We start from the raw sequence: 15,101 nt of genomic DNA on the forward strand, positions 1-15,101 counted from the left end.
AAGGAGATACAGACATGAGCGACACGAGCAAGCGCATCATCAACAACCGCATCGACCAGACCTTTGACGAACTCCAGATCGGCCAGGTCTTCCGCTCGGGCGGGCGCACCGTCACTGAGGCCGACGTGGTCAACTACTGCGCGCTGACGGGCAACTGGATCGAGATCCACTCCAACACGCACTACGCCTCGAAGACCCGCTTCGGCCAGCGCCTGGTGCAGGGCTCGCTGACGTATTCCATCGTCACCGGCCTGATCCAGTTCGGCCTCGGCATCCAGGCCAACTACGGCATCGACAACATGCGCTTTCGCAACCCGGTGTACATCAACGACACCATCTACGCGGTATGCGAGGTCATCGGCAAGAAGGAGAAGGACGAGAAATACGGCGTGATCAAGTTCCGCATCAGCGCGATCAACCAGAATGGCGACCTGCTCCAGCAGGGCGAGTGGAGCCTGCTGATGTTGCGCAAGCGCGATGACCTCGACGCGCTGATCGCGTCGTCGCTGCCCGAACTGAAGGCGGCTTGAGGGCGACATGATGTCGACGAAGCCAGTTGCCGCGATTGTCGGGATGGGGGATGCCTACGCCTCCCGGCAGGATCGCAAGGACCCCCTTCAGCTTGCGGCCGAAGCCACGCGGCGCGCGCTGCGTGACGCGGGCATCCGCAAGGAGCAGGTCGATGCGGTCTACACGGGCCGCTCGCCCTGGGCCGACAAGCGCTCGCAGTGGAGCAACATCTTCATCTCGCACATGCAGATGCCGGTGAAGCGCACGACCGAGATCACGATGCACGGCGCCGGCCTCACGGCGACGCTGGCGGTGGCCGCGGAGATGATCGCGGCCGGACAAGCCGAGTACGTGTTGTGCCTGCAGAGCGATGCGACGGAGTTGTTCGTCGACGCCGTCGCCATGGGAGCCGAAGCCGACGCCGACCCGCAGTTCGAGGTGCCCTACGGCCCCATCATCCCGGCACTGTACGGGCAGGCTGCCTGCCGGTATCTGCACGAGTACGATCTGACCGAGGCCGACCTCGCCGACGTGGCAGTGTCGAACCAGCGCTGGGGCGTTCACCATCCGCACGCGGCCAAGGCGCGCTTTGGGGAGGTGGATCGCGAGACGGTGCTGGCGTCGCCCTACGTCGCCAGTCCGCTGCGGCGCTGGATGTGCTCGACGTGGGGCGGCGGCACTGGCGGCGCGCTGGTAGTCACATCGCCGGAACGGGCGCGGGCGATGCACGCCGATCCGGTCTACCTGCTCGGCTACGGGTCCGCCACGACGCATGAATACCTGACGGATCGCATGAACATGCGTGCGTGCCGCTTCCCCGAGCTCGGCCCCATGCCCAACCTGACGCATACGGCCACGGCCGCGGCGGCGAACCAGGCATTCGACATGTCGGGGCTGTCGCGCGGGGATATCGACATGGCGCAGATTTCTGTGAACTTCGCGCACATGGGGCCCATCGTCGTGGAGGACCTGGGCTTTGCGAAGAAGGGCCGGGGGATCGACCTGTACCGCGAGGGCCGCACCGGCGTCGACGGCGACCTGCCGACCGATACCAACGGCGGCTGGCTGTCGTTCGGCCAGCCGGGCATCTCCTGCAACATGGACAGCCTCGTCGAGGCCGTGCGGCAGTTGCGCGGCCAGCCGCTGGGCGCGGCGCCGAAGCGCAGGCCGAAGACCGTGCTCGTGCAGGGCGCGGGCGGCATGCTGGCGGCCGGCTGCGTGATGCTGCTGTCTTCGACAACCTGAACGGGAGCACGTGATGATCCAGACCAAAGACGGCTGGCCACAGCCATACGCGTTGCTCGACGCTCAACCCTACTGGGAAGGGCTGGCGGCGGGACAGTTGAAGTACCAGCGGTGCACCGGCTGCGGTGAAGCGGTCTGGCCGGCGCATTCGTTCTGCCCGCATTGCGATGCCGATGAGCTTGTGTGGCAGGCGGCGAAGGGCACCGGCACGCTGTATTCGTTCAGCACGGTGATGCGTGGGCCCACGCCGGCCTTCTCGTCGATTGCCCCCTACACGGTGGGTTTCGTGGAGATGGACGAGGGCTACCACCTGTTCGCGCAGATCGAGGGAGCGCCCGAGACGTTGCGCATTGGCGCGCGCATGACGGCGCGGTTGATCGAGCGGGGCGGGCAACGCCTGCCGGTCTTTGCCGCAGCCTGACGCTGCGCCGCGCAAGGCATCTGGCAAGACATCCATAAAGAGACATAAGGAGGAGACCCATGAGAGACCCCCGTGAACGGGATCACCGGCGGCGCTGGCTACGCAAGGCGGGTGTCGCCTGCGTGGCCGGCTGTGCGGCGATGCTGCTGCCCCGGCTGGCATCGGCGGCCGAGCTGTGGCCGACGCGCCCGGTGCGCATCGTTATTCCGCTGGCGGCCGGCTCCAGCGGCGACTTGCTCGCGCGCCTGCTGGCGCAACGGCTCGAAGGCATTTGGAAGCAGCCGGTGATCGTGGAGAACCGGCCCGGCGCGGGCGGTGTGATCGGCACCGAATACGTGGTGAACGCCACTGACGGGCACACGCTGCTGCTGGGCACGCAAAGCTCGATCCTGCCGAAGTTCACCACGAAGAACCTGAAGTTCGACCCGACTGCCGACCTGGTCCCGGTGTACAAGGTCATCAATTACCAGCTTGTGGTGGCCGCCAACGACGGCACCGCGGGCAGGGCGAAGACCATGCGCGGACTGGTCGACCTGAGTCGGCGTGATCCGGATGGCCTGTTCTTCGCGGGCACCGGACGCACGTCGATCTTCAACCTGACGATGGCGCTGCTGAACAAGTCGCTCGGCATGAAATATGCACCGATCGACTTCAACAGCGTGACGGCAATGAACATGGCCGTGATGCGCGATGATGCACAATTTCTCGTGAACACGCCAAGCTCGATGAAGTCTCAGATGGAGGCTGGCAAGCTGCGGCCCATGGCCGCCATCAGCGCCGAGCGGTATGCGGACCTGCCCAACGTGCCGACGTTGTCGGAGGCCGTGGGCTACAAGGGCTACCTGCCGCTGCTGTGGGCCGGCATCTTCGTGCCGAAGTCCACGCCGCCGGCCCTGGTGGACCGGATCGCGCGCGATCTTCGCGCGCTGACGGCGGACGCGCAGTTCAGGAGCCTGGTGGAGTCGCGCTTGAGCGGCAGCATGGTGGCTTCGTCGCCGGGCATGTTCGCCCAGCAACTGAACGAAGAGGTCTCGGTATGGAAAGGCCTCTTCGCCGAACTCAACTACAAGCCGGAGTAAGCAGCCATGCGTGACCTTCCTCTAGATGGCGTGGTGGTCGTGGAACTGAGCGACAGCGCCTCGGCGCCGTTCGCCGGCCAGATCCTTGCGGCGCTGGGCGCCGATGTGTGGAAGATCGAACGCCCCACGGGCGATTCGGCGCGCGGCTGGGGGCCGAGCAAGTGGAAGGGCAGCGGTGCCGCCTTCCATGCGATCAACCAGGGCAAGCGCTTCATCAGCCTCGACATCAAGGACCCAGACGACCTTGGCACGCTGCATCGGCTCATCGCCGAGCACGCCGACGTCTTCTTCCACAACCTGCGCCCGGGCTCGGCCGCGCAATACGGACTGGACCCCGACAGCCTGCGCGTGACCAAGCCCGAACTGGTTTGCTGCGAGGTAGGCGCGTTCGGCAATGTCGGTCCGCTGAACCAGGCGCCCGGCTACGACCCGTTGATGCAGGCCTTTGCAGGCATCATGAGCATCACCGGCGAGGAAGGGCAGGCGCCGGTGCGCGCAGGCGTGTCGATCGTCGACTTCGGCGCCGGCATGTGGGCGGTCATCGGCATCCTCGCCGCGCTGTGCCGGCGGCAGCGCAAGCACGTGGGCGCCACCGTCAACAGCTCGCTGCTGGAGACGGCCATCGCCTGGATGACGGTCGGCATCGCCAACTACAACGCCGATGGCGATACGGGCGGCCGGCATGGTTCGGGCGTCGGCTTCATCGTGCCGCACCGCGCGTACGACACGGCCGATGGCCATCTGGTGGTCAGTTGCGCCAACGACCGGCTCTTCGCGCGCCTGTGCGCCGCGCTGGACCGGCCGGAGTGGGCCACCGACCCGCGCTTTGCCACCAATGACGGGCGTCTGCGCCACCGGGCGCAGATCGATGCCCTGATCGGGGGGCGGCTTGCCGAGTATTCCCGCGCGCACTGGCAGGAAGTGCTCGGCGCCGCCGGCCTGCCGTGTGCGCCTGTGCAGACTACCAGCGAACTGGTCAATCACGAACAGACGCGAGCGCTGGGCATCATCGGCAAGCCGTCCGGGGACGATCTGGCGCTGGTCGGACTGCCGCTGCTGTTCAATGGCAGGCGGCCGGGACCACTGTCGGCTGCGCGCGACGTTGGCGAGGACAATGCGGACCTCGACAGGCTGATGGCGTCGCGGCGCGGCCGGCGCGAGGCGCAGTCGTCGGGCGGCGAGGCAGTGTTCGACGCGGGGGCAGCTCAGTAGAAGTGGCGGTTATGACCGCCATGACCGTCGAATGCGTGACCGCGGCCACCCGAAGGGGCGGCGCGGCGCGCGATGCAGGCCCGGCTCGTCCCAGCGAGCCGGGTTTCAACGTTTGAGGAGACCAAAACGATGCGCAAAACCCAGGGCCCGCTCGCGGGTGTCAGGCTCGTTGAGCTGGGCGGTATAGGGCCTGTGCCGTTCTGCTGCATGCTGCTCGCGGACCTCGGCGCGGACATCGTCCGCATCGACCGTCCGCCCGGCCACGACGGCGGTCAGCCCGGCGATCCGCGCTTCAACCTGCTCAATCGCGGCCGGCGCAGCGCCGTACTCGACCTGGAGAAAGCCGAAGCGAAGGATGCGGTGCTGAAGCTCGTCGGCCAGGCCGACGCGCTAGTCGAGGGATTCCGGCCGGGGGTCGCCGAGAAGCTGGGCCTCGGCCCGGAAGACTGCCTCGCGGCGAACCCCGCGCTGGTCTACGGCCGCATGACGGGCTGGGGCCAGGACGGGCCGCTCGCGCACGCGCCCGGTCATGACATCAACTACATCTCGCTGACCGGCGTGCTGCATGCGGTCGGCACCTGCGGCGGCCCACCGGTGATCCCGCTCAATCTGGCGGGGGACTTCGGCGGCGGTTCGCTCTACCTGGCGCTCGGCGTCGTATCGGCCATCCTCGAAAGCCGGCGGTCGGGCAAGGGGCAGGTGGTGGATGCTGCGATGGTCGACGGCTCCGCCTCGCTCATGACGCTCTTCTACGGCATGTTCGCCAGTGGCTACTGGAAGGACGAGCGCGGCAGCAACCGGCTCGATTCGGGGGCGCCTTGGTACAACGTCTACGAGACGCGGGACGGCCGCTGGATCAGCGTCGGCTCCAATGAGGCGCGCTTCTGGCGCCATACGCTGGAAGTGCTCGGGCTGGATGAGGCGCAGATGCCGGACCAGCACGACCGTTCGTGCTGGCCGGAGGTGCGGGCGAGGTTCGCGGAAATTTTCCGCACGCGCACGCGCGACGAATGGTGCGCGCTGGCCGAAGGACGGGAGGCCTGCTTCGCGCCGGTCATGTCGCTGGCCGAGGCGCCCGGTCATCCGCATCTGCGGGCGCGCGGGACCTTCGTCGAGCGGGACGGTGTCGTGCAACCCGCGCCCGCCCCGCGCTTCAGCCGCACGCCGGGCGCGATCCAGAATTCCCCCACACGCCCCGGCGAGCATACCGACGCGGTGCTGGGCGACTGGGGCTTCGGCTCGCAGGACATCGCGGCCTTGCGCGCGGCCGGCGCCATCGTGTGAGGCGGCGGGCCGCGCGGCCAGTCGTCCGCGTATCGTCAGTGAATCGTCAGTCCGCCGGTCGGGCTGACGGTCGCCCCGGTCAGGTAGCGCGACTCGTCGGAGGCGAGGAAGGCCACCACCTGGCCGATATCCTCCGGGCTCGCCACGCCGAGCGGGCTGCTGGCAATGATCTTCTCATACTGCTTGCGGTGCCGGTCCGACACGCCATCGGTGCGCTCGAAGGCGGCCTTCCACGACGGACTGTCGCGCACCACCGTCACGCACACGCAGTTCACGCGGATCAGGTCGCGCGCCAGCTCCTTCGACAGGACCTTGCTTGCGCTGATCAGGCCGCCGGCAAAGGTGGCCACCGCGGTCTGCGTCGGCGTCGGCACGCGGCCGCCCTCCGAGGTCACGAAGACCACCGCGCCGCCACCACACTTGCGCATGAAGGGCAGGGCCGACTGCACCGGCAGCAGCTTCGCGGCGGTGTTCTCCGCCACCACGGCGCAGACGCGCGCGAGATCGATGTCGCCAAACGGGCCGCGCACGTCCGGGCGGCGTGCCTCGTCGTCGTTGCCGCCGGCATTGGCGACCACGATGTCGATGCCGCCGTGCCGGCGCGCGGCCTCGGCGGCGAGCGCATCCATGTCGGCCTTCACGCGGACGTCGCCGGCGATGAAGTCGCCCTGGCCGCCGGCCTCGCGCAGTTCGGCGAGCACCGCGTCGGCCTTTGACGCGCTCCTGCCGCTGATGACAACCAGCGCCCCGCGCGCCGCGAGCTGCAGTGCCACGCCCCGGCCGATCCCACCGGTGCCGCCAGTCACGATTGCCACTTTGCCTTCAAGACTTTTCATTGCTGTTTCCTTGCTGGGTTTCGCTGTCTTCCGGTCAGACGATGCCGTCGGCGCGCAGCGCCTCGACCTGCCGCGCATCGAGGTGCAGCCAGTCGCGCAGCACGGCGTCGGTATGTTCCCCGAGCCGCGGCGGCACCCCAGCCTCGGGCTCGGGCACGTCCGACATCTTGATCGGGTTGCCGACGACCTGCACCTGGCCCCACACTGGGTCGTGGACCGTCATCAGCATCTCGCGTGCCGCCACATGCGGGCAGTCGAACAGGTCGGCCACGTCGTTGACCACTGACGCCGGCACGCCGCCCGCGCGCAGCAGGTCCACGGCTTGCGCGCGCGTGCGAGTGGCGAGCCAGGCGTCAATATGCGGATCAAGGCCGGCACTGTGCTTGCGGCGGGCAATGCCGTCGGCGAAGCGCGGGTCGTCCACCAGGTCCGGCTTGCCGATCACCTCGCAGAAGCGGCGCCAAATGTGCTCGCCGAGCACCGCGATGACGATATGGCCGTCGCTGGCGCGGAACGGCCCGAACGGTGCCGTCACCGCGGGTACGCCCGGCGGCAGCGGCTTGTGCAGGGCCGAGTACATGGTGACCGAGATCTCGTTCTGGACCAGCGAGGCGTCGTACAGCGAAATGTCCACCTTCTTGCCCCGCCCGGTGCGCTCGCGCTGGTACAGGGCCAGCAGCGCGCCCTGCGCGGCGAGAATGCCGCCCTGCAGGTCGGTCATCGAGAAGCCGAGATAGGTCGGCCGGTCGTCCTGCCGCTCGGGACGGTACATCAGGCCGCTGAGCGCCTGGCCGACGATGTCGAGCGCCGGGTGGTCGGTGTAAGGGCTCGGCTTCACATCGGTGTGGCCAAAGCCGGAAATGGCAACGTAGATCAGGCGCGGGTTGCGCGCGCGCAGGGTGTCGTAGCCGACGCCGAGGCGGTCCATCACGCCTGGGCGCAGGTTCTCGAGCACGATGTCGGCGCCGGCGGCCAGTTCTAGGAACAGCCGCTTGCCCTCAGGCTGCTTGAGGTCCAGCGTCAGGCTTTTCTTGTTGCGGTTGGTGCGCAGGAACGACAACGCATGCGGGCTGCCATCCGCTGCCGTCCTGACGGGGCTGGTGCTGCGCGCGAAGTCGCCGCCGGCCGGCGCTTCGACCTTGATGACCTCGGCGCCCGCGTCGGCGAGCCACATCGACGCGAACGGTCCTGCGACGAAGTTCTCCACGGCCAGCACGCGCACGCCCTGGAGCGGGCGGTCGGGGGTGGGGCATTGGTCCTGCGTGGCCGCCGTGGCGCGGCCGGTTTCGGTGTTCAAGGCTGTCTCCTTTGCATCTTCCGGATGGGTTTGATGCAAGGGTAGAGCGCTCGGGGCGCGCGTCCAACTTGCCATTTTCGAAGCTGCGATTCGGACGGCCCGAAGCGGGCGGTGGACATTCGCCCGCTCCGGCTGGCCGCCACCGTCAGGCCAGCACGATGGTCTTTGACTCCATGAAGGCGGTCAGTCCTTCAACGCCGCCCTCGCGGCCGATGCCCGACTGCTTGAAGCCGCCGAAGCCGATGGAGAAGTCGGTGCGCGGGCCATTGTGGCCCACGGTGCCCGCGCGGATCTGCCGCGCCACCGCGAGCGCACGCTCACGGTCGTTGGTGAAGACGGCGGCGTTCAGGCCGAACGGCGTGTCGTTCGCCATGCGGATGGCGCTGGCCTCGTCGTCGGCCGGAATCACGCTCAGCACGGGGCCGAAGATCTCCTGCTGGGCGATGCTCGAGCGGTTATCGACATTGCCGAACACCGTCGGCTCGAAGAAGAAGCCGCGCGCCAGATGTGACGGCCGCTTGCCGCCGGCCGCCAGCACCGCGCCTTCCTCCACCCCCATGGCGACGAAGCGCTCGACGGTGTCGCGCTGGCGGGCACTGGCGAGGGGGCCGGAGGTGGTCTCCGCCGCGAGCGGGTCACCGAGCACGATCTGCCGCGCGATGGCGGACAGCGCCTCCACCATCGTGCCGTGCTTCGCGCGCGGCACGATGATGCGGGTCAGGCTGTGGCAGATCTGCCCGGCGTTGTAGCCGAAGTAGGAGTTGCCAAGCGTGGCGGCGGCAGTTTCGACGTCGTAGTCGTCCAGGACGACGGCAGGCGACTTGCCGCCGAGTTCCAGCGTCACGCGCGCCACGCGGTCGCCGGCGATGGACGCGATGCGGCGGCCGGCCGCGGTCGAACCGGTGAATGTGATCTTGTCGACGTCCTGGCTGCGCACCAGCGCCTCGGACACGTCGCGTTCGGCCGTAATGACGTTGACGACGCCCGGGGGCAACCCGACTTCCTCGCAAACCTGCGCGAACAGGTAGCCCGAGCATGGCGCCTCGGGCGGCGACTTGATGACCAGCGTGCAGCCAGCCAGCAGCGCCGGCGCCGTCTTGTAGGCGAGCAACCCTGCGGGACCGTTCCAGGGAATGATCTCTGCGACCACGCCCACCGGCTCGTAGACGCGATATGCGTCGTTGCCGGTGACCGACTGGCACGGCTGCGTGAAAGGGAAGGTCGATGCCATCGCCGCGTACTGCCGGAAGGCGCCGCTGATGAACAGCCCGATCCGCGGCTGCGCGACCTGGTAGACAATGCCGGTTTCCAGCGACCAGATACGGGCGAACTCGTCGTTCAGGGCTTCGAGCCGCGTGGCAATCCTCTCGAGGAAGGCGGCGCGCTCCATCGGCGTCATGCGTGGCCACGGGCCATCGTCGAATGCCCTGCGCGCGGCGGCGACGGCGCGCTGCATGTCGGACGACTCGGCGCGGGCAACCGTCGCGACGACCTGCTCCGTTGAGCAGTCCAGCACGTCGAAGACGCCGCTGGTAAAGGGTTCGACCCATTCGCCGTCGATGTAAAGCTGACGCGGGTGCTTGAGTTCAATGGTTCGGTTCGTCATGGGTTGGATCTCCGTTGCCGGCCAGCGGCAACCGTGAAAGGGACGGCAGGGTCAGAACAGGAACACGCCCTTGCCGCCCGCCTGCCTGTCGAAGTGGGCATAGGCCTGCGCGGCCTGGTCGAGCGGCCAGGTATCGGTAAACAGCCGGTCCACCTCGATGCCGCGTTTGGCGATAAAGCCGGCGCAAGCCTTCATCTCAACTTCGGAGAATGTGAACGAGCCGAGCAACAGCCGCTGCTTGCCGATCACGTCCTTCATCGCGTCGAGCACCAGGTTGCCGCCCACGGCGACCAGCGCGACGCGGCCCCACACCCTGGTGCTGCGTACGGCCTGAGCGCGCGGCAGCTCGCCACCGGCACACTCCACCGCGCACGACGCGCCCTTGCCCCCGGTCAGCTTCAGGATCTCGGAGACGGGGTCGAACTGCGTGGCGTCGATCGCGTGGGACACGCCGAAGTCTTTCGCGCGGGCCACGCGCGCCGCATTGATGTCGACGCCGAACACCTCGACGCCCATCGCCGCGGCAAGCTGGGCCACCGACAGGCCGACCGGGCCGAGGCCGTAGACGGCCAGCGTGTCGCGGGCACTGATGTCAAGCCGCAGCAAGGCGCCATAGGCGGTGCCGGTGCCGCACGCCACGGCGGCGCCGCCCGCGAACGACATTTCCTGTGGCAAGTGCACCAGCGACGACACCGGCACCTTCATGTAGTCGGCATGGCCACCATGCGCCAGCACGCCATGGATGCGCGCGCCGTGGTCGCAGAGTTGCGTCCAGCCGGTGCGGCAGTGGTCGCAGTGGCGGCAGCCCTCGTAGTGGAAGACCATCACGCGGTCGCCCACGCGGAACGCTTTTCCGTCCACGCCTGGGCCGAGCGCAGCCACCACGCCGCAAGGCTCGTGCCCCCCGATAATCCGATCGGACGCAATGCGGTCCTTCAGGCCAAGCATCTCCAGCGATGCCGCCATGCCATGCCGGTAGTAGTGGAGGTCGGTGCCGCACATGCCCGACGCCTTCATCTCGATCACGGCCTCGCCGGGGCCGGGCGTGGGATCGTCGAAGTGCGCCAGCTCGACCTCGCGGGCGCCCCGGAAGATCATTCCGCGCATCAGAGCTGTTCCCGGTAGAACGGGATCAGCTTGTCGAGCGCCTTGCGCACGGGCTCGGGCTTGTCATACAGGTCGTAGTGCGACCAGCCATCCAGTACGACGAGTTCCTTCTTCGCCGAGCGTGCGCGGCCCACGATCTCGCAGCCGTCGCGGTAGGCGCCGAAAGCACCGACCTTGTCGCCGACCACCACCATCAGCGGCTGCGTCAGCAGGACCTCGGCGAGATGGAAGGCATCCCATCCGGTCGCGGCGCCCTGGTGGGAAAAGAGCGAGCGGTTGGCGCCGTGTGGCTTCTGCCCCCGCGGCGTCCGGTAGTACTCGGTGGCCTCATAGACGTCGATCTCTGTCAGGCCACGCTGCTTCGCTTGCTCGGGCGACGGCGGCAGCAGGTCATCCACGCGCAGTGTGGCACCACGTGCCTCGGCGGTGCGCTGCTGCGCCATCGCTTCGAGCGCGCCGATCGGATCGTAGCCGCTGAAGCCCTCGCGCATCAGCCGGCCGTAGTTGACCCCCGTGATGGTACCCACCGCGCGGATGCGGCGCTCTGTCATGGCGGCATTGATGGAGTAGCCACCACCGCCGCAGATGCCGAGTACGCCGATGCGGCGGTCGTCCACGTAGTCGAGCGTCACGAGATAGTCGGCGACCACGCGGAAGTCTTCCACGCGTAGCGTCGGATCCTCGATGTAGCGCGGCTCGCCGCCGCTGGCGCCCTGGAAGCTGGCATCGAACGCGATGACAACGAAGCCGGCCTCGGCGAGCGCGGTGCCGTAGACGCTTCCCGAGGTCTGCTCCTTGCAGCTACCGATCGGATGGGCGCTGATGATGGCGGGATATTTCTTCCTCTCGTCGAAGTCCGGCGGGAAGTGGAGATCGGCGGCGATATTCCAGCACTGATGCTTGATGCTGACGGTTTTCATGGTTTCACCTCATGACGAAGAAGATGGCGGACTCAGTCCGCGGTACGGTAATCCGCAACGGGTGTGGCGTCGGGCTCCAGTGCCGGCTTCGGGATCAGCGGCACGAGCATGATCGCGACGACGGCGGGTACGACGAACGCGTAGAAGTTCCAGTGCAGCGCGAGGTTCGAGCCGACGATCCACCCGCCGATCAGCGGGCCGAGGATGGAGCCGAACCGCCCGAACGCCTGCGACGCCCCGAGCGCCGAGCCGCGGCACGAAGCCGGAAAGTGCGTGGCGATGTAGCCGTAGATCAGCGTCGTGGTGCCGATGGAGCCGATACCCGCGCCGAACACCGCGAGCATCAGCCAGCCGAGATCCAGCTTCTGGCTCAGCGCGAGCAGCGACAGTCCGCCGATCATGAAGAACGGAATGATCACTCGTTTGGAGCCCAGCCGGTCCGCCAGCAACGCGCCGCCGATCATGCCCACCACGGCGCCGAACTGCATCACCAGCAGGAACTGCAGCGACGACCCTAGCGGATAGCCCGCCTTGCGCATCAGTTGCGGCAGCCAGGCGTTCAGGCCATAGACGATCAACTGGACGCAGAAACTCACCAGCGCGAAGAGCAGCGCCGAGGTGCGCATTGCGTCCGTCGCCAGCAGCCGGTAGCCGCGCGCGCCGGAGGCGGCCGCGTGCACGGCCTGGCCTCGTTGCTCCCGTATGATCCGTTCCAGGTCAAGCGAATGCCGGGCGGCCAGGATGCGCGCCTCTTCCATGCGACCGTGCTCGACGAGGAAGCTCACCGACTCGGGGAGCCACAGGTACATCCCCGGCAGGATCAGCGCGTAGAGCGCGCCGAGCGCATAGAGCATGCGCCATCCGTGTTCCTGCAGCAGCGTGATCGCCAGCAGCGCGCAGATGACGCCACCAACGGAATAGCCCGTCAAGGTCAGCGCATTGTACAACTGACGCCGGTTCGCAGGCGCGTACTCGACCGTCAGCGCCACGGCGGACGGCACCACGCCGCCCAGCCCGATGCCAGTGAAAAAGCGCGCGGCACCCAGTGAGAACGGCGAGGGGGCGAGTGCGCAGAGGATGGAGCCGATGGAGAACCACAGCACGCCGGCCATGATGAGGTTGCGCCTGCCCACCCGGTCGGAGAGCGGGCCGGCCGCACCCATGCCGACCATCAGGCCGGCGAGCGTCCAGCTCCCGATCATGCCGGCCGCCGCTGGCGTCAGGCCCCAGCCCGGCTCTTCCAGCAGGCGCGGGAGGGTGGCCCCGTAGACGATGAGATCGTAGCCGTCCGCCACGATCGTCAGAAAGCACAAGATGACCACGAATAGGCTGTTGCGAGCCGGCAGTGTTGCTTGTTGCACATTGTCTCCTGGATGTCCTTGTTGTAAGTTCCGCCGCCATGCAGGGTGCGGTGTGCGTCGGGTAGTGACCGCGCCACCGGAAGGGTAGTGTCGTGCCAGTGCCGAACCAATTGGCCTTTCTCGAAGCGCCGATTCGGCCGAGACGAAACTGTCGGGGGGGCGACGCGTGAACCGGCGCTTCGGAAATGGCCAGTTGGCGCGCGCAGCGGGAGGCCCTACGCTTGGTTCATGGCGGCCCACCCGAAAGCCTGTTGGCACGAGAGGGGGGATGTGGAGGGGCGATGCGGAGGGGCGATGTGGAAGCAGTGCGCGGGGTGAACCGGCAGGCGGGCTGGTCGTATGTAGCGGATGCGGCGTGCGCATGGCGTGGCGTGAGCGTTCGCCATGGGGGCATACTCCATGGAATCATCGCAGCTCTCCTTCCCAGATCTACCCAACGTTTGTCAGATGGATTTTGGAAGCCATCACCGTATCTGAGTGATGGTTCGGGCGCCGGACGCGCAATCAGGCACGGAGGAGTCCATGTTGCGGCACACGACTGCGAGGCCATCGAGCAGCCAGCCACGCACCCGGCTGGCGTGGCCCGCGCCCGATCCAGCTGCGGCGGAAAGCCGGATCAGGGTGATGCCATTGGCCCGCGGCCTGGCAGTGCTGGCCGCCTTCGGCCCCGGAGCAGACGTGGCTGGGCAACCAGGAAATTTCGCACGAAACCGGTATCCCCGCATCGACGGTGACGCGGCTGCTGCAGTCGCTGGTGGCGCTGGGTTACCTGCACCTTGACGAGGTGAGGCGCAAATACCGGCTGGCGGCGGCCTCGCTGGCGCTCGGCTACGCGGCTATTGCCGATTCGGCCGTGCAGCGCGAGGCCAGCGTCGAGATGCGCAGAGTTGCCGAGGCGACCGATACCTACGTGGTGCTCGGCACGGGGGACCGGCTCGATGTGATCGTGCTCGACAGCCGCGTGGGGAGCCGGGCGAGAACTTATCCGCCAGTACCGAGGCCAGCGCGCCGTACAGGGCAAATTCGTACCACTCAAAGATGGTGCCGATCGACGCGGCCCAGATTGCCCGCGACATCGGGCTGGTTGCGTCGGGCCCGTGGGCGATGGCTGTCTCCGTTCTGACGGGACTGTTCATGGTCATGGCTCCTGGAATTGCGGTATGTCCCGCAATGTGAGGATCCAGTGGCCGCCAAGCGGCCGTCAACGTACGGGCCGAAGCCATTCCGTACTTTGAAAGGGCACATGGCGCGAAGGACTGCGTGAATTGCCCCCGCGTGCGTCGCGCAAATTGGCCACCGGCGCGCAACATCACCTATTTCATGTTCTACCTGAAGCTGCGCACGGCTGTGGCGCATCCGTTGTCGTGAGCGCGTAGTTGCCGTCTGCGTAGTCCACGGCGACTCGCCACTTCAATCCCTCGGAATCGCCGTTTCGAAGAAGGCCAGTTGGAGAGACGGTGGCGCACCTCTACGCTTCGCGCATGCGTCCGGTCCAAGCAGATGCAACGCAACGCATATCCAGCGAAGGAGCGTATCAGCAATGCATGACTTTCCTCTTGACGGTGTGGTGGTGGTCGAGCGGAGTGACAGCGCTTCGGCGCCGTTCGCCGGCCAGATCCTTGCGGCGCTCGGCGCAGACGTCTGGAAGATCGAGCGACCCACGGGCGATTCGGCGCTCGGCTTGGGGGCCGAGCAAGTGGAAGGGCAGCGGCGCGGCCTTCCATGCCATCAACTGCGGCAAGCGCTTCATCAGCCTTGACATCAAGGATCCCGATGATCTTGCCACGCTCCAACAGGCGAGTTCAACATCGCGCATGGCCCGACGCCTGCGTCATTTGCCGTCCCCCGCACCGCTCCCAGCGCGATCTCGATTTGCAATCTGGCGGGCGTGAAGAACGCCGTTGTTCAGCTGTCACCACCAGGAGGAAGCTGCTCCCGGTTCAGCTTTTCGCAGCAGCTCACCATCGCCCTTTCTTCCACTGTACGGGACATCCAAGGCTCCTGCGTTGAACTTACCGACGTCCATTTCTATGCTTAGTCGCCGAAGCCTGTTTTCTCATCCGCGCGACAAGGAGACAATCGAAGCCGATCCATAACAAGTAAACGCAGGGAGTGGGACCACGGAACGAGCGACGGTCGAGAAGCTGTCGCAACAAACTGGACGGCGTTTCGATCTGATGGATCTGGTGGTACTCAATGCACCTTGGCATGCCAAGCGCTCGC

Annotated in this window: 14 protein-coding genes; 8 read left to right on the forward strand and 6 right to left on the reverse strand. The window is 67.2% G+C overall.

Annotated elements, in window-relative coordinates; genetic code table 11:
• Positions 1–14 precede the first annotated feature (14 nt).
• From RR42_RS24800 to RR42_RS24825, 6 genes are all read left to right on the forward strand, one after another.
• A complete protein-coding gene (locus RR42_RS24800; protein ID WP_043353866.1) occupies positions 15–530 on the forward strand; it encodes a MaoC/PaaZ C-terminal domain-containing protein in 516 nt (171 codons plus the stop codon).
• Between the two features lie 10 nt (positions 531–540).
• Positions 541–1,755, forward strand: a complete 1,215-nt coding sequence (locus RR42_RS24805) for a thiolase family protein (RefSeq protein WP_043357848.1) — start codon at positions 541–543, stop codon at positions 1,753–1,755.
• Between the two features lie 13 nt (positions 1,756–1,768).
• Entirely contained in the window at positions 1,769–2,176 is a 408-nt protein-coding gene (locus RR42_RS24810; RefSeq protein WP_043353869.1) for a Zn-ribbon domain-containing OB-fold protein, read from the forward strand.
• Between the two features lie 59 nt (positions 2,177–2,235).
• Entirely contained in the window at positions 2,236–3,255 is a 1,020-nt protein-coding gene (locus RR42_RS24815) for a Bug family tripartite tricarboxylate transporter substrate binding protein (protein ID WP_043353873.1), read from the forward strand.
• A 6-nt stretch (positions 3,256–3,261) separates the two neighbouring features.
• Positions 3,262–4,467: a CaiB/BaiF CoA transferase family protein gene (locus tag RR42_RS24820; RefSeq protein WP_043353876.1), complete on the forward strand. Its 1,206-nt coding sequence runs from the start codon at positions 3,262–3,264 to the stop codon at positions 4,465–4,467.
• 129 nt (positions 4,468–4,596) lie between these two features.
• The gene (locus tag RR42_RS24825) at positions 4,597–5,751 is read left to right on the forward strand and encodes a CaiB/BaiF CoA transferase family protein (protein ID WP_043353879.1); all 1,155 of its coding nucleotides are present in this window, start codon (positions 4,597–4,599) and stop codon (positions 5,749–5,751) included.
• A gap of 35 nt (positions 5,752–5,786) precedes the next feature.
• Here the strand turns inward: RR42_RS24825 and RR42_RS24830 are convergent, their stop codons facing one another.
• The 6 genes from RR42_RS24830 to RR42_RS24855 all read right to left on the reverse strand — a co-directional run bounded on the left by RR42_RS24830 (position 5,787) and on the right by RR42_RS24855 (position 12,878).
• On the reverse strand, positions 5,787–6,587 hold the full coding sequence (locus tag RR42_RS24830) for an SDR family NAD(P)-dependent oxidoreductase (RefSeq protein ID WP_043353882.1): 801 nt from the start codon (positions 6,585–6,587) through the stop codon (positions 5,787–5,789).
• A 34-nt stretch (positions 6,588–6,621) separates the two neighbouring features.
• On the reverse strand, positions 6,622–7,884 hold the full coding sequence (locus RR42_RS24835; RefSeq protein ID WP_236702181.1) for a CaiB/BaiF CoA transferase family protein: 1,263 nt from the start codon (positions 7,882–7,884) through the stop codon (positions 6,622–6,624).
• Positions 7,885–8,029: 145 nt separating this feature from the next.
• Positions 8,030–9,490 carry an aldehyde dehydrogenase gene (locus tag RR42_RS24840; protein WP_043353886.1) on the reverse strand — a complete coding sequence of 487 codons (1,461 nt, stop codon included), beginning with the start codon at positions 9,488–9,490 and terminating at the stop codon, positions 8,030–8,032.
• A gap of 51 nt (positions 9,491–9,541) precedes the next feature.
• Positions 9,542–10,597 (reverse strand): zinc-dependent alcohol dehydrogenase family protein, encoded by a 1,056-nt coding sequence (locus RR42_RS24845; protein WP_043353888.1) that lies wholly within the window; start codon positions 10,595–10,597, stop codon positions 9,542–9,544.
• Positions 10,597–11,517, reverse strand: coding sequence for an alpha/beta hydrolase (locus RR42_RS24850; protein WP_043353890.1), 921 nt, complete (start codon positions 11,515–11,517; stop codon positions 10,597–10,599). The genes RR42_RS24845 and RR42_RS24850 overlap by 1 nt, the downstream gene beginning before the upstream one ends.
• 32 nt (positions 11,518–11,549) lie before the next feature.
• Positions 11,550–12,878 carry an MFS transporter gene (locus RR42_RS24855; protein WP_043353891.1) on the reverse strand — a complete coding sequence of 443 codons (1,329 nt, stop codon included), beginning with the start codon at positions 12,876–12,878 and terminating at the stop codon, positions 11,550–11,552.
• 715 nt (positions 12,879–13,593) lie between these two features.
• Here RR42_RS24855 and RR42_RS37915 point away from each other — a divergent pair.
• Together RR42_RS37915 and RR42_RS24865 are read left to right on the forward strand one after the other, a co-directional pair.
• Positions 13,594–14,001, forward strand: coding sequence for a helix-turn-helix domain-containing protein (locus tag RR42_RS37915; RefSeq protein WP_236702230.1), 408 nt, complete (start codon positions 13,594–13,596; stop codon positions 13,999–14,001).
• A 417-nt stretch (positions 14,002–14,418) separates the two neighbouring features.
• Positions 14,419–14,637, forward strand: a complete 219-nt coding sequence (locus tag RR42_RS24865) for a CoA transferase (RefSeq protein WP_043353893.1) — start codon at positions 14,419–14,421, stop codon at positions 14,635–14,637.
• Positions 14,638–15,101: the final 464 nt, after the last annotated feature.

It is taken from the genome of Cupriavidus basilensis (genome assembly GCF_000832305.1).
Taxonomy (GTDB): Bacteria; Pseudomonadota; Gammaproteobacteria; order Burkholderiales; family Burkholderiaceae; genus Cupriavidus; species Cupriavidus basilensis_F.

Bases quoted from the DNA above. Each gene is read 5' to 3' on its own strand.
- RR42_RS24800 (WP_043353866.1), top strand. From the start codon at position 15: ATGAGCGACACGAGCAAGCGCATCATCAACAACCGCATCGACCAGACC.
- RR42_RS24845 (WP_043353888.1), bottom strand. From the start codon at position 10,597: ATGCGCGGAATGATCTTCCGGGGCGCCCGCGAGGTCGAGCTGGCGCAC.
- RR42_RS24815 (WP_043353873.1), top strand. From the start codon at position 2,236: ATGAGAGACCCCCGTGAACGGGATCACCGGCGGCGCTGGCTACGCAAG.
- RR42_RS24805 (WP_043357848.1), top strand. From the start codon at position 541: ATGTCGACGAAGCCAGTTGCCGCGATTGTCGGGATGGGGGATGCCTAC.
- RR42_RS24850 (WP_043353890.1), bottom strand. From the start codon at position 11,517: ATGAAAACCGTCAGCATCAAGCATCAGTGCTGGAATATCGCCGCCGAT.
- RR42_RS24825 (WP_043353879.1), top strand. From the start codon at position 4,597: ATGCGCAAAACCCAGGGCCCGCTCGCGGGTGTCAGGCTCGTTGAGCTG.
- RR42_RS24820 (WP_043353876.1), top strand. From the start codon at position 3,262: ATGCGTGACCTTCCTCTAGATGGCGTGGTGGTCGTGGAACTGAGCGAC.
- RR42_RS24810 (WP_043353869.1), top strand. From the start codon at position 1,769: ATGATCCAGACCAAAGACGGCTGGCCACAGCCATACGCGTTGCTCGAC.
- RR42_RS24865 (WP_043353893.1), top strand. From the start codon at position 14,419: ATGCATGACTTTCCTCTTGACGGTGTGGTGGTGGTCGAGCGGAGTGAC.
- RR42_RS24840 (WP_043353886.1), bottom strand. From the start codon at position 9,490: ATGACGAACCGAACCATTGAACTCAAGCACCCGCGTCAGCTTTACATC.
- RR42_RS24830 (WP_043353882.1), bottom strand. From the start codon at position 6,587: ATGAAAAGTCTTGAAGGCAAAGTGGCAATCGTGACTGGCGGCACCGGT.